Genomic DNA, 13,659 nt, shown 5'->3' with positions numbered 1-13,659 from the left:
CGTGTCCTCCCAAATTGCCGGTCAGCCGGCGTCGGCCGAAATCAGCACCTTGCATTGCGTCGTGCGGCGCCTGAGCGCCTCGAAGGTCTCCGGTATCCTGCCGAAGTCGATCCGTTCCGTGACCAGCGCCTGCGGACGGAATTGTCCGGGGCCGAGGGCGTAGAGCGCCGCCTCGAACTCGGCCATCGAGAAGAAGGCGGCGAAAACCACCTGGATTTCCTTGGAGAGCGCCGCGAACGGGTCCCATGTGTCGCCGCCGACGCACAGGCCGACCCCGACGACGGTGCCGTGCACCCGCACCAGGCTGCAGGCGAAGTCGATCAGCCCGCGCTTGCCGACGCATTCGAAAACGATGTCGGGCAGCCCGCCCATGCGCTCCCTGACCTCGGCGGCGAGACCGGGGCCGGACAGTACGAAGCCCGTGGCGCCTATCGCCAGCGCCCGCTCCTCCTGGTGGCGGTTGACGTCCGCGACGACGACGTGGCGGGCGCCGAGCCGCCGCGCCCAGAAGGCGACCAGCAGCCCGATCGGCCCGGCGCCGAGCACGAGCACATGGTCGCCTGGCTTCAGTGGCGACCGCATGACGGCATGGAGCCCGACCGCCATGGGCTCGGCCAGCGCGCCTTCGGCCGTCGGCAGATCGTCGGGCAGCACGCGGCACTGCCGCGCCGCCACGGTCGCGAACTCGGCATAGCCGCCGCCGATCAGCCGCATCTCGGCGCACCAGGCCGGCTCGCCGCGACGGCAGCTGTCGCAGCGGCCGCAGCCGTACATCGGCGCGACGGCCACGCGGTCGCCCGGCTTCAGCCCGGTAACGCCGCCGCCGCAACGCAAAATCTCGCCGGCGAACTCGTGGCCGAGCACGAAACCTTCGCCGATGCCGAAGGTCGCGGGGTCCTCCGTCATGTGCAGGTCCGACCCGCAGATGCCGCAGGCCGCGAGCCGCAGCAGCACCTCGTCGTTGGCCGGCTCGGGCCGGTCGAGATCGGCGATGCGCAGCGGCTTGCCGACGCCGTCGAAGATCGCGGCCTTCATCGCTTGTCCTCCAGCAGGATGCGCCGTGTCGGGAACCAGGGGGCGTCGACCACCTTGCAGATCAGGCCCCAGATGCCGCCCCTGGCGAACAGCGCCATGAACAGGGTGAGCAGGCCCAGCACGACGAGGTAGGTTGCGCCGTATTCACCGAACCAGCGGTCAGCGAAGAAGTAGATGAGCGCGCCGATAAGCACCCCTTCCAGCGAGCCCAGCCCGCCCACCATGACGATGAAGATCGCGATATTGGCCCAGTTCGGGTCGTAGGCGGAGGGCGGCGTGATGCGCAGTTGCGCCAGGAAGTAGATCGAGCCGGCCAGCCCGGTGCCGACAGCCGCGGCGATCCAGACGAGGAAGCGCAGGCGCCCCACATTGACCCCCTGGCTCGCCGCCGCCACCGGGTTGTCGCGCACCGCCGTCAGCGCCAGGCCGTAACGTGAGCGCAGCAGCCAGTAGCTGCCGCCGATGGTGACCAGCAGCAGCAGCGCCGACAGCAGCGACACGCCGACCGCGCGCTCGTCGGCGGAATAGCCGGTCATGACGCGCAGGCTCATGCCGGCGCCGGCGTTGACATAGGTGAAGGTCGACGTGGCAAGCCGCATCACCTCGGCCACCACCCACGTGCCGATGGCGAAATAGGGTCCGTCGAGCCGGTGCAGCAGCCCGTAGGTCGGCACCGCCAGGATGGCAGGCGCGATCAGCGACAGCAGCACCGCCAGGAAGGGGTTGATGCCCCAGAGCTGGGCGAGCACGAACATCATGTAGGCGGCAACGCCGATGAAGGCCTGCTGCCCCACCGAGACCAGTCCGGCATAGCCGGCGAGCAGGTTCCACATCTGCGCCACGGCGATGTAGCAGCACAGCTCGACGACGTTCCGGATCAGGCCCTGGCTCGCCCACCACGGCATCGAGGCGATGGTGATCAGCACACCAATGCCGATCGCCATGGCGATGATGCCGGAAACCGTCTGCCGCTGCACGCGCACGGCAGGAGTCGGGACGGTGGCGCCATGGCCGGTTGCGACAGCTTCGCTCATGGCCTCAACCCTTTCCCAAGATGCCCTGCGGGCGGACGGCGAGAACGATCAGGAAGACCAGATGCCCGGCGAGGATGCCGAAGCCCGGGTCGATGCGGAAACCGATGGACTGGCTGATGCCCAGCACCATGGCGCCGAGGAAGGCCCCCCAGATCGAGCCCATGCCGCCGATGATGACGGCCTCGAAGGCGTAGATGAGCTGGAACGGGCCATCAGCGGGAGCAACCGTCGCCCGCATCGACTGGAACACCGCCGCGAAGCCGAGTATCGCCACGGCGATGGCGGTCGAGGCGGCATAGACGGTCTTGGGATTAACCCCGGTCAGCGCCGCCGCCTCCACATCCGCCGCCGCCGCCCGCAGCGCCCGCCCGAAGCGCGTGAACCGCAGCGCGGCATCCAGCCCGCCGGTCAGCACGGTCGCCGTGACCAGCACGATCACCGGCAGCACGCCGACGAACATCGCCCCGATCTGGAACGACGCCTGGGTGATCTCGCCGCCGGGCAGCGAGCGCGTGTCGGCCGACCAGATCTGCAGCATGGCGTTCTGCAGCGCGATCGACAGGCCGAAGGTGGCGATCAGCGACGGCAGCGGGTCGGCACCGACCACGCGGTTGAGGATGACTCGCTGCAGCGCGTAGCCGATGAAAGCGCCGATCAGAACCAGAATGGCGAGCGTCGTCCACGGTCCGAGCGTGAACGAGGCCGCGGCGCTGATGCCTATCAGCGCCAGCAGCACCATGAGGTCGCCATGGGTGATGTTGACGATGCGCATGACGCCGAACATCAGCGCCATGCCGAGCGCGTATTGAGCGTAGAGCCCGCCCAGCAGGATGCCTTGGATCAGCCCGTCAAGCCACTGCATGGGAGGCCCCGAAATAGGCTGCGCCGATGGCGTCGCGGCTGGTCTCCGACGACCGGCCCGTCAGGGTGACGCGGCCTTCCAGCATGCAGTAGAGCCGGTCCGAGGCGGACTGCGCCAGGCCGACGTCCTGCTCCACCAGGATGATGGCAGTGCCGGCCTGCGAGATCGACGGGATCGATTGATAAATCTCGCGCACCACCTTGGGTGCCAGCCCGAGGCTGATTTCATCACAGAGCAGCAGGCGCGGCTGGTTGAGCAGGGCGCGGCCGATCGCCACCATCTGCTGCTGCCCGCCCGACAGCGACTGCACCGGCGTGGAGCGCTTCTCCCTCAACATCGGGAACAGGCCGAACACCTTGTCCAGCGTCCAGCCCCCGCCTTCGGCGCGGGCGGCGTGGTCCACGGCGACGCGCAGATTGTCCTCCACCGACATGCCGGCGAACAGGCGGCGGCCCTCCGGCACGATGGCGACGCCGGCGGAAACCATGCGGTAAGGCTGCGAGCCGCCGACCGGCCTGCCGTCGAGGCGCACCATGTCGGGCGCGACCGGCAGCAGCCCCATCACCGACTTGAGCAGCGTCGACTTGCCGGCGCCGTTGGCGCCGATCAGCGCCACGATCTCGCCGGCGGCGACCTCGATATCCACCCCGTACAGCGCCTGGAAATCGCCGTAGCGGGCGACCAGGCCGTGCGTGGAAAGCAGCGGCGCGCTCATACCTCGATCCCCATATAGACACGGCGAACCTCGGGGTCCTTGATCACGTCCTGCGCCGCGCCCTCGGCGATCTTCTCGCCGAAGTTGAGCACCATGATCCGGTCGGCCACCGCCAGCAGCGCATGCAGCACGTGCTCGATCCACACGATGGTGACGCCGCGGTCGCGGATGCGCCGGATCAGCGCCACCAGCTCCTTGCCCTCCTCATCGGTCAGGCCGCCGGCGATTTCGTCGAGCAGCAGCAGCTTCGGGTCGGAGGCAAGCGCGCGAGCCAGTTCCAGCCGCTTGCGGTCGAGCAGCGTCAGCGAGCCGGCGGACCGGTTGGCCTTGCCCGACAACTCGCAGTCACCGAGGATCCGCGCGCACAGCGCATAGCTGGCGCTTTCGGAGCGCCCGCCGCCGAAGGACGCGGCGACGAGCAGGTTCTCGAAGGTGGTCAGCCCGCCATAGGGACGCGGGATTTGGTAGGTGCGGCCGATGCCCATCTGGCACCGGCGGTAGGGCGGCTCGCCCCTGAGCGGCCGTCCGGAGAAGACGAGCTCTCCTCCGTCGACCTTGAGGTCGCCGCTGATCAGGTTGAACAGCGTCGTCTTGCCGGCGCCGTTCGGCCCGAGGATGCCCAGCACCTCGCCCGGCCGGACATCCAGGCTGACCTCGTGCAGGACGCGGACCGCCCCGAAGGACTTGCTCAGTCCGCGCGCCTGCAGCAGCACGTCGTTTCCCATGCGCAGCCGCCCTCCGACTTAGGCCGACCAGGGCAGCGGCTTCATCTTCGCTTCCGGCTCGAACAGCTTGTTGACCGTGTTGTCGACGATCTTCAGGTCGTAGGGCCACTTCTCGCCCTTCACCCACTGCCCGCCGAAGATCGGAGTGGTGGAGACGTTGGCGTGCGGGCCCTTGGCGAAGTTGACGTTGCCGATCAGCGTGTCGATGTTGGTGGCGACAATGGCGTCGCGGTTGGCGGCCCGGTCGAGCGGGTTGGCCGAGCGCTTCAGCACGTCGATAGCCACCTCCCAGATGGCATGGCTATAGCCGAGCGGCTGCGTCCACTGCTTCTTGGTCTCGCTTTCCCACTGGTCGGCGATGTCGCGGCTCACCTGGCCGGTCAGCGTCGACTTGAACGGGAAGGCCGGCGTCCACCAGACCTCCGACGACATGCCGTCGCCGAGAGGCCCCAGCGCCTGAACGCCGGACGGGAACAGCAGCGCCGCCGCCACCGTCATCGCCTTCGGCTTGTAACCCTGCTGGGCGCACTGGTTCACGAAGGTCTTGAAGTCGTCGACATAGGTGATGCCGCCGACGATGTCGCAGCCAGCCTGCTTGAAGGCGTTGATCTGGGCAGTGTAGTCGTTGGTGCGCGGCTGGAAGTAGCCCGGCACGACGATCTCGAAACCGGCCTTCTGGGTGGGTACGGGAAGGCCGTACTCCTTGTTGCCCCAGGTCTCGCCATCGGCGTTCTGCGGGAACAGCATGCCGACCTTGCGGTTGGTGTCGAGCGTGTTCCACAGGCCGACGAAGGTGTTCAACGCCTCGTCCAGCCCCCAGAAGAAATGGTAGGTCCAGTTGAACGGCTTGTCGGCGCCGCCGCGCGGGAAGATGACGGCCTGCCAGGGCGCGCCCGTCGACAGGCACGGGCATTCATAGAGTTCGGCCTGGTCGGCCGCCGGGCTCACCGTGTCGGTCGTGGAGGCCGGCACGATGAGATGCACTTCATCGTTGAGGATCAGGTCGCCGGTGACTTCCGCCGCGCGATTGGGATCGGACTGCCCGTCGCGCACGAGAATCTCGACGTCGTAGTGCCCGGATGCAGTCTCGAGCCCCTTCGCCAGCACTTCCTTGACCTTGCCGACGGCCCAGCCGTCGGTCTCGCCGAACGGCGCCAGCGGGCCGGTCGAGGGCGTGATGAAGCCCACCTTGATGGTGCCCTTCGACTGCGCGCGCGCCACCATCGGCATGCCCAGCGTCGAGGCCGCCAGCCCGGCGCCGAAACCCTTCAATACGGTACGCCGCGACGGCCGCACGAGACTGCTCTTCAGTTCCACCATGTTCTCCTCCCTTGGTGCATGTCCCACTCGACAGGCGCCGCCCTTTCCTCCGTGGCGGCGCCGGGTTTCGGTTATTTGATACGGTGCATCGACCCGCCGTCGATGACGATCTGGCTGCCCGTCACGTAGGACGAGCAGGGCGATGCCAGGTAGAGCGCCAGGCCCTTGATGTCCTCGGTGTCGCCGATCCTGCCGATCAGCGACTGTGCCTCGAACGCCCTGCGGTCGGCCGGAATCTTCAGCCGCCCGCCGGCGATGTTGGTCATGAACGGGCCGGGCGAGATGCAGTTGACCAAAATGCCGAAGGCGCCGAGTTCCATCGCCATCTGGCGCACGAAATGGTCCACCCCCGCCTTGGCCGGCATGTAGGGCGTGCCGACGATCGCCTCGTTGATCTGCGCGGCGATCGACGAGGTGACGATGATGCGGCCGCCGCCGCTACGCTTCATGTGGCGGGCGGCGTGCTTCACAGTGGTGTAGACCGAACTCAGATTGACCTCGATGACGCGGTCCCAGTGATGGTCGTCGAGCACGTCTATGGCGCCGTCCGCAATGCGCTCCCCTTCGGTCGACAGAAAACCCGGCCCGGCATCGATGCCGGCGTTGGCGAACACCACGTCGATCCTGCCGTGCCGCTCGGCGACCTTGTCGAAGGCTTCGGCCATTTTCGGGCGGTCGGAGACGTCGATCGCCTGGCCCCAGACGTCGGCGCCGTCGGCCGCCATCTCGGCCACCACCTTGTCGAGGTTTTGGGCGTCGAGGTCGAGGATGCAGACGCGCGCGCCGTGCTCCGCCATGACCTCGGCATAGGCCCTCCCGATACCGCTCGCGCCTCCGGTCACGATGACCGATTTCCCGTGAACGTCGAACATCTGTTGCAGCGTCGCCATTGTTCCTCCCTGGCTCCGACGGTTGTCCCGGCTGTGGCTCGCAGTCGGCAAACCGCCGCCCTCGCCGCGCCTGGCGGCGCGACGTGGTCGGATCGTCGATGTGCAGACTGGCCGTCGCCCCTCCTCCAGCAAGGGGCGCAGCGCGTTCTGCGGATTTGGGGGACGTGTCGGCCGCCTGTCAAATCGGCGGTCGCGAAAATTTCGACACGACGTTGGATTAATAACAACGAGTTGAATTTGCTGAATTAACTGCTTCGCGGCAAAACGCTCAAGCGAGGCGAGGGAGGCGCAGCCTTCATGAAATGAATAAACCCGTTTTACTATTTGATGAAATCCTGCGCCCGTGCAATGACGGTCCGTGAGAGGCCGTCCGAGGGAAATATGAAGACGCTGTTCGAACCGTCGAAAGTGCTCGACCGCGGCGGCAAGCCGACGGTCCGCGAGCTCTTGTCGGGCCTCGCATTCAATCCGACGGACGGCACCATCCGCCTCAACGGCGACCGCATCGTCATGCAGCGCGCGGCGGTCGGCGTGGAGCTCCGGCGCGAGCTGATCCGCCTGCTCGGCCCGCAGGAAACGCGCGTCTTCCTGATGCGGCTGGGCTATTTCTCGGGGCTGGCGGACGCCCGCTTCGTCCGCAGGAACTGGCCGAGCCTCGATCCGGGCGACGCCTTCACCGCCGGCACCCGCCTGCACACCTTCAGCGGCGTGGTTCGCGTCGAGACCGTCTATAACGACTTCGACTTCCGCCGGAAACGTTTTGCCGGCGAGTTCATCTGGAACGACAGCGTCGAGGCCGCCGAGTTCGTGCGGCTCGGCCTGAAGGCGGCCGAGCCCGTCTGTTGGACCCAGCTCGGCTATGCCTCGGGTTATGCGAGCGAGTTCCTTGACACCCCGATCATCTACAAGGAGGTCGAATGCGCAGCTATGGGGCACGCGTGTTGCCGCGTGGTCGGCAAGCCGGCGGAAGGCTGGGGCCCAGACGACCCGCAAGTCGCGCTGTTCTGCGAACGCGTCATCGTCCAGCAGGACGGCGCTCAACCCGTACAGGCCGGAGCAGCCACGGCGCGCACGCCCGCACAGGGCCTGACCGATCTCGACCGCCGCATTCTGGCGCCCGTCGTCGACCGGCTCGAGAGCTTCGCGCCGATGCGGCTGCCCGTCCTGATCATGGGCCTGCCGGGCACCGGCCGAAGCCGCGCGGCACGGTTTCTGCATGACGCTTGCGGCCGGCGCGGCGACCTGCGGCAGGTCTTCGGCGGCCAGGTTGACCATGACCTCTGCGCCGAGATCGCGCGCCGCAACAGGGGTGGGCGACGCGGCGGCGCCGAAACGATCGTGATCGACGGAACGGAGAACATTCCGGCCGAGGTCCAGGCGCATTTCGTCCGCGCCGTCGAGGAAGGGGTTGTTGCGGGCGGCCCGCGCATCCTGGCGCTCGCGGGCTTCGATCCCGTTGCCGCCGACGGCGAGGCGTCGGCGATACCGCCCGATCTCTGGTACGCATTGTCGGCCCTGACCGTCCGCATGCCAGCGCTCGCCGAACGCAAAGACAAGAGTGCCCTCGCTGCGGCGGTGATGCCTGTACTTGCAGCCAGAATGGGCCTTCCCCCACGCCCCATCGACCAGCGCGCGGCGGAGGCGATCGACAGCGCGGACTGGCCCGGCAACCTGCCGCAGATGCGCGCCGTGCTCGGCGCCCTGCTGGCCGCCGGCAGGGGCGACGAGCCCGTCTTGCCCGCCGAGATCGCGACCGAGCTGCTTCGTACGCGCCATCACATGTCCCCGCCCTCCGCGCCCCGCAGCGACGTGCGTGCCTTGCTCGACCGGATTTTCGACGAAGGCGGCATGTCTCTTCAGGATTTCGAACGATCGGCCTACGCGGCCGCGGTGGACCGGGCGGGCGGCAACCTCTCCGCCGCCGCGCGCCTGCTCGGCCTCACCCGGCCGCAGCTCGCCTATCGGCTCGGCGCGCAGGATGATCGGGCGTAGCCTCCGCATCAGGCGGCCGCCTCCTTCTCGCGGCTCAGCACGAAGTCGTACTCCACGTCCCAGAACCAGCCGTCGAAGCCGAGTTCCTTCGACCGCGCCGGATCGTCCACCCGTCTGAACTCGGCGAGCAGGCTCTCCTTCACGCCGAACACCGCATCCGAGTTGATGTACGGATCGTCGGGGTCGAAGATGTGGGTGACCAGCGTGTCGAAGCCGTCGGCCTTGATGATGAAGTGCAGATGCGCCGGCCGGTAGGGATGGCGGCCGAGCGCCCCGAGCAGTTGCCCGACCGGGCCGTCGTCGGGGATCGGGTAGAATTTCGGCTTGACCGCGCGGAACCAATAGCGGCCGTCCGCGCCGGTGCGGAACACGCCGCGCAGGTTGAAGTCGGGCTGGATGCCCTTCTGCTGCACGTCGTAAAAACCTTCGTCATTGGCCTGCCAGACGTCGAGCACGGCGCCGGCGATCGGCTTGCCTGCTGTGTCGAGGATGAGGCCGGAGATCGCCATGTCCTCGCCTTTCTGGTCGAGGCAGATGTTGGCGCCCATCGGCAGTTGCGGCGCGTCGGCGACATGGAACGGACCTAGCACGGTGCTTTCGGAGGCACCGGACGGTTTGCGGTTGTTGATGGCGTCGACCAGCATGGAGACGCCGGTCACGTCGGACAGCAGGATGAACTCCTGGCGCCAGTCGTTGCACATATGACCGGTGCGGGTGAGGAACAGGATCGCCTGCATCCACTCGTCCTGCGTCGGCTCGATCTCCTTGACCGCCTCGTGCAGTTTTCGGGTGATGACCTCCATCACCTGCTTCAGCCGCTCATTTTTGGCGTTGACGTTGCGACCGGTGACGACGTCCACCGAGTTTTCCTCGGTGAAGAACCCTTTTTCGTGAGCTTCCATGATCGTTCCTCACACAGCCAGGATGGATTTGAACACTCGCCGCAACTCAGCCACGGGATCGTCGGTGGCCGTCTCACGCCGCCAGCAGACATGCTGGTCGGGCCGCACCAGCACGATGCCGCTGTCGCGCACCTCGCGGGCGCGGGCCCAATCTCCGGTGAAGTCCTGCCAGTGCTGGCGTGGGCCGATGACATGGGCGGCGACGTCCAGGCCGAGTTCCCTGCCCACGATCTTTGCCGCCTCGATCCAGCCCTGGCCGCCGATGCCGGTGAGCAGCGCAAAACGCCCCTTGCCGGCGAGGTCGAGCGTCGAGACCTTGCCGCCGTGATTGTCGAAGACCCAGACATGCGGCAGCCGCGCGCCCGGCCAGGTCGTCGGCTGGTAGTGCAGCTCGGCGTCCTTCTCGAAAGCCGGTTCCTGCTGCCCGTCGGTGACCACCGCGTCCGACCTGTAGCGCTGGTTCATCTCGACGCCATGCGCGTCGAACTCGTAGACCTTGAAGGCGATGGTCTCGCGGATCTTCCTGCGCTGCTCCTCCGCCTCCGGCGTGTCGTCGCAGCGCGCATCCATGTTCTGCTGCATCTTCACCGGGTCGATGGAATCGAGCAGGCCGAGCGCCTTGAAGATCGGCCCGAACTCCTCGATCGACTGGTTGGCGCGCGTCACGATCTGTTTTGCGATCGGGGCGCGCTCGACGTTGAAGCTGTCCAGCAGTTTTGGCCCGGCCGTGCCTCTCAGGACATAGGCCAGCTTCCAGGCGAGATTGAAGGCGTCCTGGATCGAGGTGTTGGAGCCGAGCCCGTTGGACGGCGGATGGCGGTGGGTGGCGTCACCCATGCAGAAGACGCGGCCGTTCGACATTTTCGTCGCGTACATGTTGTTGACGGTCCAGGTGGAGACCGACTGGATGTCGACCTCCAGCTCCGGATCGCCGACCAGGTCGCGCGCCACCTTGGTGGCGAAGGCGGTGTCGACCTTCGGCTCCGGGCCGTTGATGTCGTAGCCCCAGACGATCAGCCACTCGTTCCACGGGCGGATCATGCGCACCAGCCCCATGCCGATGCCGCCGACATCGGCGCCGGGCTGCACCACCCAGTAGAGCACCGACGGGCGATGGGCGACGTAACGGGACAGGTCGGCCTTGAACAGGATGTTCATCGACCCGCCGACGCCCATCTTGCCCTCGAAGGTGAGCCCGGCATGCTCGGCGACCTTGGAATTGCCGCCGTCGCAGCCGACCAGGTATTTGGAGCGGACCATGAACTCCTTGCAGGTCAGCCGGTCGTAGCAGGTGGTGGTGACCCCCGTGGCATCCTGCTCGTGCGAGACGTACTCCGTCGACATGCGCGCCTGCGTGCCGCGCGAGCAGGCGGTCTTGAACAGCAGCGGCTCCATGAAGGTCTGCGGCAGGTCGTTCATGTGGCTGGGCGAGGAGAGCTGGTGCTCGGCGCGCGACAGCGGGTGTTTTCCCCAGCTCCGCATGCGGCCGATTTCTTCTCCCGCCAGCGAGGTACAGAAGATGTTCTCGCCCATCAGGTCCTGTTCGGTGGCGAACATGTAGGCCTCGTCCTCGACCTCGCGGCCAAGGTCGCGCAGCACTTCCATGGTGCGCTGGTTGGTGATGTGGGCGCGCGGCGTGTTGGCCAGCCAGCGGTAGCGGTTGATCACCATGTTCTCGACGCCGTAGCTGGCGAGCAGCGCCGCGCAAGCCGAGCCGGCCGGCCCGGTGCCGATGATGAGGACGTCGGTATCGATATCAGCCATGCGGCGCTCCCTTGGTCGTGAAGCTGATGGGTCCGCCGCTGAGCCGGCGGCGGATAGGGAAAAACTGGAGTCCGGTGCGATCGGCTATGAGGCCCCACAAGCCGCGCGGCGCGAACAGCATGATGGCGATGCCGATCAGGCCGAGCACCAGCAGGTACCAGGAGCCGTAGTCGGCGAGCATGTTCTGCAGCAGCAGGAAGACGATGACACCGACGATCGGCCCCTCGATGGTGCCGATGCCGCCGATGACGACGATGAAGATGACGTAGGCCGTCCAGTCGATGACGGAGAAGGCCGCGTCCGGCGAGATGCGCGCCTTCTGCACATAGATCAGCGCGCCGGCGAGCCCGGTGATGAAGGCAGCGGCCAGATAGACATAGGTCTTGACGCGGCGCGCATCGACGCCGACCGAGCGCGCCGCCTCCTGGTTGTCGCGCACGGCGGCCAGCGCCAGCCCCTGGCGCGAGCGCAGCAGCCGGTAGACGAAGCCGATGGTGGCGACGGCAAGCAGCAGCGCCAGCCAGTAGCAGACGACATCGGAAGCGTGCGCGGCGCGCATGCCGAACAGGTCGCCGACCAGCCCGACGCCGATCATGTCGCGGGTCGTGCCGGAGGGCAGCGAGGTGCCGGTGCCGCCGCCCAGCGCCTTCCATTGCGCGAGCAGCAGCCGCACCACCTCCGCGACGACCCAGGTGCCGATGGCGAAATAGGCGCCCTGCAGGCGGAAGGCGAAGAAGCCTGTCGGGATGGCGAGCAGCGCGGCGGCAAAGCCGGCCAACAAGATCGAGGAAAGAGGATCGAGCCCCAGCAGGATGACGCAGGCGAACATCGCATAGGCGCCGAAGCCGACGAAGGCCTGCTGGCCGACCGAGACCAGGCCGGCATAGCCGGCGAGCAGGTTCCAGCTCTGCGCCAGCGTCAGCATGGTGAGGATGAAGAACAGGTCCTGGAGCAGGCCGCGCGAGATGAACAGCGGGGCGAGAATGGCGACGACGACGACGATGGCGGCAGCGACCGCAAAGGCGCTGGAGGCCTTGGTGCGGGTCTCGACTTTCCAGGGGCGGTGCGAGGCGTCCATCACCACGCCCCGCTTCGAAGTGTCGTACCAAGGCAGGGCGCCAACGCCGATGCCCCCCTCCCCCTTGAGGGGAGGGGTATGGGGTGGGGGTCGGGAGCGCGCGAAACCTCCCGAGGTACCGAAAGGCTCAGATTTCTCTTTGAGCGACTGTATCCGCCGCACTCCCACCCCATACCCCTCCCCTCAAGGGGGATGGGGGTGTCAAAGCCGCGCCAGAGGCCTTCAACCGTGTCGCCAAACATCTCGCTTCCGGCAGGACAGAGGGGGGTGCGACGAAGTGCAAACATCGCCATCCTCAATCCACCGCCCGCGGAAACAGCCCGCGCGGCCGGATCAGCAGCACGACCAGGAAAGCGACGTGCCCCGCCAGAATCTGCCATTCCGGATTGATCGCCGCGCCCACCGTCTGCGCCACGCCGATGATGACGCCGCCGGCCAGCGTGCCCCACAGCGATCCAAGCCCTCCGATGATCACCGCCTCGAAGGCGTAGATCAGCCGCGCCGGGCCGATGGTCGGGTCGAAATTGGCGCGCGTGCCGAGATAAAGCGCGGCGATGGTGACGACCACCATGGCGATGCCGGTGGCGGCGGCGAAGATGCGGTGCGGCCTGATCCCCATCAGCCCGGCGGTGACCGTGTCGTCGGAGGTGGCGCGGAAGGCGCGGCCGAGCGCGGTGCGGTAGAAGAGTTGGTTGAGCCCGACGATGACCAGCACCGCCGACAGGAATGTCAGCAGCGGCATGACGCCGACGTTGACCGTGCCGAGCTTGAGCGACGCGGTCTCCAGCGCGCCGGCCGAGATGCGGCGGCTGTCGGCGGAAAAGCCTTCGAGCAGCGCGTTCTGGATGACGATGGAGAGGCCGAAGGTGACCAGCAGCGGCGGCAATATGTCGGGGCCAAGCGTGCGGTTGAAAAGCTGCGACTGCAAGAGCCAGCCGGCCGCGAACATCAGCGGCATGGCCACGAGTGCTGCCACGAACGGGTTCAGCCCGAGCGCGGTGACCAGCACCAGGATGAGAAAGGCAGCGAGCACGATCAGGTCGCCATGCGCGAGGTTGACCAGGCGCATGATGCCGAAGACGAGCGACAATCCCGCCGCGAACAGGGCGTAGAGCCCGCCGAGCAGGACGCCCTGGACGATGGTGTCGAGCAGGCTCATGGGCCGGCCTCGCAAGCAAGGCTGGAGCGCTGCAGCCCCCCCTCTGTCCTGAGCTTGTCGAATGGGCCGGACATCTCCCCCTCAAGGGTAGGGCAATCGTGTATGTCGTATGGCGCGAAATTTGGCGCCGCCTTACCCCCACCCCTAACCCCTCCCCACAAGGGGGAGGGGGACTTTGCGGCG

At 67.3% G+C, this 13,659-nt stretch carries 12 protein-coding genes; 1 reads left to right on the top strand and 11 read right to left on the bottom strand.

What is annotated here, in order from left to right:
- Window positions 1-21: 21 nt before the first annotated feature.
- The 7 genes from C7I84_RS13160 to C7I84_RS13130 form a co-directional block, all read right to left on the bottom strand.
- Window positions 22-1,035, bottom strand: a complete 1,014-nt coding sequence (locus C7I84_RS13160; protein WP_106772654.1) for a zinc-dependent alcohol dehydrogenase — start codon at window positions 1,033-1,035, stop codon at window positions 22-24.
- Window positions 1,032-2,069: a branched-chain amino acid ABC transporter permease gene (locus C7I84_RS13155; protein ID WP_106772653.1), complete on the bottom strand. Its 1,038-nt coding sequence runs from the start codon at window positions 2,067-2,069 to the stop codon at window positions 1,032-1,034. Before C7I84_RS13155 ends, C7I84_RS13160 begins: the two co-directional genes overlap by 4 nt.
- Before the next feature lie 4 nt (window positions 2,070-2,073).
- Window positions 2,074-2,931: a branched-chain amino acid ABC transporter permease gene (locus C7I84_RS13150; protein WP_106772652.1), complete on the bottom strand. Its 858-nt coding sequence runs from the start codon at window positions 2,929-2,931 to the stop codon at window positions 2,074-2,076.
- Complete coding sequence (locus C7I84_RS13145; RefSeq protein WP_106772651.1) at window positions 2,918-3,646, bottom strand: ABC transporter ATP-binding protein; 729 nt, start codon at window positions 3,644-3,646, stop codon at window positions 2,918-2,920. The genes C7I84_RS13150 and C7I84_RS13145 overlap by 14 nt, the downstream gene beginning before the upstream one ends.
- Window positions 3,643-4,371, bottom strand: coding sequence for an ABC transporter ATP-binding protein (locus C7I84_RS13140; protein WP_106772650.1), 729 nt, complete (start codon window positions 4,369-4,371; stop codon window positions 3,643-3,645). Before C7I84_RS13140 ends, C7I84_RS13145 begins: the two co-directional genes overlap by 4 nt.
- An 18-nt stretch (window positions 4,372-4,389) precedes the next feature.
- Window positions 4,390-5,691 (bottom strand): ABC transporter substrate-binding protein, encoded by a 1,302-nt coding sequence (locus C7I84_RS13135; RefSeq protein WP_106772649.1) that lies wholly within the window; start codon window positions 5,689-5,691, stop codon window positions 4,390-4,392.
- Between the two features lie 71 nt (window positions 5,692-5,762).
- The gene (locus C7I84_RS13130) at window positions 5,763-6,581 is read right to left on the bottom strand and encodes an SDR family NAD(P)-dependent oxidoreductase (RefSeq protein WP_106772648.1); all 819 of its coding nucleotides are present in this window, start codon (window positions 6,579-6,581) and stop codon (window positions 5,763-5,765) included.
- A 327-nt stretch (window positions 6,582-6,908) separates the two neighbouring features.
- On the opposite strand from C7I84_RS13130, the gene C7I84_RS13125 reads away from it, so the two are divergent.
- Window positions 6,909-8,573, top strand: a complete 1,665-nt coding sequence (locus tag C7I84_RS13125; protein WP_106772647.1) for a XylR N-terminal domain-containing protein — start codon at window positions 6,909-6,911, stop codon at window positions 8,571-8,573.
- Window positions 8,574-8,581: 8 nt separating this feature from the next.
- Here C7I84_RS13125 and C7I84_RS13120 read toward each other — a convergent pair whose 3' ends face one another.
- The 4 genes from C7I84_RS13120 to C7I84_RS13105 all read right to left on the bottom strand — a co-directional run bounded on the left by C7I84_RS13120 (window position 8,582) and on the right by C7I84_RS13105 (window position 13,476).
- Window positions 8,582-9,475, bottom strand: a complete 894-nt coding sequence (locus C7I84_RS13120) for an intradiol ring-cleavage dioxygenase (protein ID WP_106772646.1) — start codon at window positions 9,473-9,475, stop codon at window positions 8,582-8,584.
- Window positions 9,476-9,484: 9 nt separating this feature from the next.
- The gene (locus tag C7I84_RS13115) at window positions 9,485-11,239 is read right to left on the bottom strand and encodes an FAD-dependent oxidoreductase (protein ID WP_106772645.1); all 1,755 of its coding nucleotides are present in this window, start codon (window positions 11,237-11,239) and stop codon (window positions 9,485-9,487) included.
- Window positions 11,232-12,317: a branched-chain amino acid ABC transporter permease gene (locus tag C7I84_RS13110; protein ID WP_106772644.1), complete on the bottom strand. Its 1,086-nt coding sequence runs from the start codon at window positions 12,315-12,317 to the stop codon at window positions 11,232-11,234. Before C7I84_RS13110 ends, C7I84_RS13115 begins: the two co-directional genes overlap by 8 nt.
- Window positions 12,318-12,612: 295 nt before the next feature.
- The gene (locus tag C7I84_RS13105; RefSeq protein ID WP_106772643.1) at window positions 12,613-13,476 is read right to left on the bottom strand and encodes a branched-chain amino acid ABC transporter permease; all 864 of its coding nucleotides are present in this window, start codon (window positions 13,474-13,476) and stop codon (window positions 12,613-12,615) included.
- Window positions 13,477-13,659 lie beyond the last annotated feature (183 nt).

The organism is Kumtagia ephedrae (assembly GCF_003012745.1).
In the GTDB taxonomy this organism is placed as follows: Bacteria; Pseudomonadota; Alphaproteobacteria; order Rhizobiales; family Rhizobiaceae; genus Kumtagia; species Kumtagia ephedrae.
This window is presented reverse-complemented; position numbering and strand designations above follow the sequence as displayed.

Coding starts and splice junctions, on each gene's coding strand:
- C7I84_RS13160 (WP_106772654.1), bottom strand. CDS start 1,035: ATGAAGGCCGCGATCTTCGACGGCGTCGGCAAGCCGCTGCGCATCGCC.
- C7I84_RS13155 (WP_106772653.1), bottom strand. CDS start 2,069: ATGAGCGAAGCTGTCGCAACCGGCCATGGCGCCACCGTCCCGACTCCT.
- C7I84_RS13150 (WP_106772652.1), bottom strand. CDS start 2,931: ATGCAGTGGCTTGACGGGCTGATCCAAGGCATCCTGCTGGGCGGGCTC.
- C7I84_RS13145 (WP_106772651.1), bottom strand. CDS start 3,646: ATGAGCGCGCCGCTGCTTTCCACGCACGGCCTGGTCGCCCGCTACGGC.
- C7I84_RS13140 (WP_106772650.1), bottom strand. CDS start 4,371: ATGGGAAACGACGTGCTGCTGCAGGCGCGCGGACTGAGCAAGTCCTTC.
- C7I84_RS13135 (WP_106772649.1), bottom strand. CDS start 5,691: ATGGTGGAACTGAAGAGCAGTCTCGTGCGGCCGTCGCGGCGTACCGTA.
- C7I84_RS13130 (WP_106772648.1), bottom strand. CDS start 6,581: ATGGCGACGCTGCAACAGATGTTCGACGTTCACGGGAAATCGGTCATC.
- C7I84_RS13125 (WP_106772647.1), top strand. CDS start 6,909: ATGAAATCCTGCGCCCGTGCAATGACGGTCCGTGAGAGGCCGTCCGAG.
- C7I84_RS13120 (WP_106772646.1), bottom strand. CDS start 9,475: ATGGAAGCTCACGAAAAAGGGTTCTTCACCGAGGAAAACTCGGTGGAC.
- C7I84_RS13115 (WP_106772645.1), bottom strand. CDS start 11,239: ATGGCTGATATCGATACCGACGTCCTCATCATCGGCACCGGGCCGGCC.
- C7I84_RS13110 (WP_106772644.1), bottom strand. CDS start 12,317: ATGGACGCCTCGCACCGCCCCTGGAAAGTCGAGACCCGCACCAAGGCC.
- C7I84_RS13105 (WP_106772643.1), bottom strand. CDS start 13,476: ATGAGCCTGCTCGACACCATCGTCCAGGGCGTCCTGCTCGGCGGGCTC.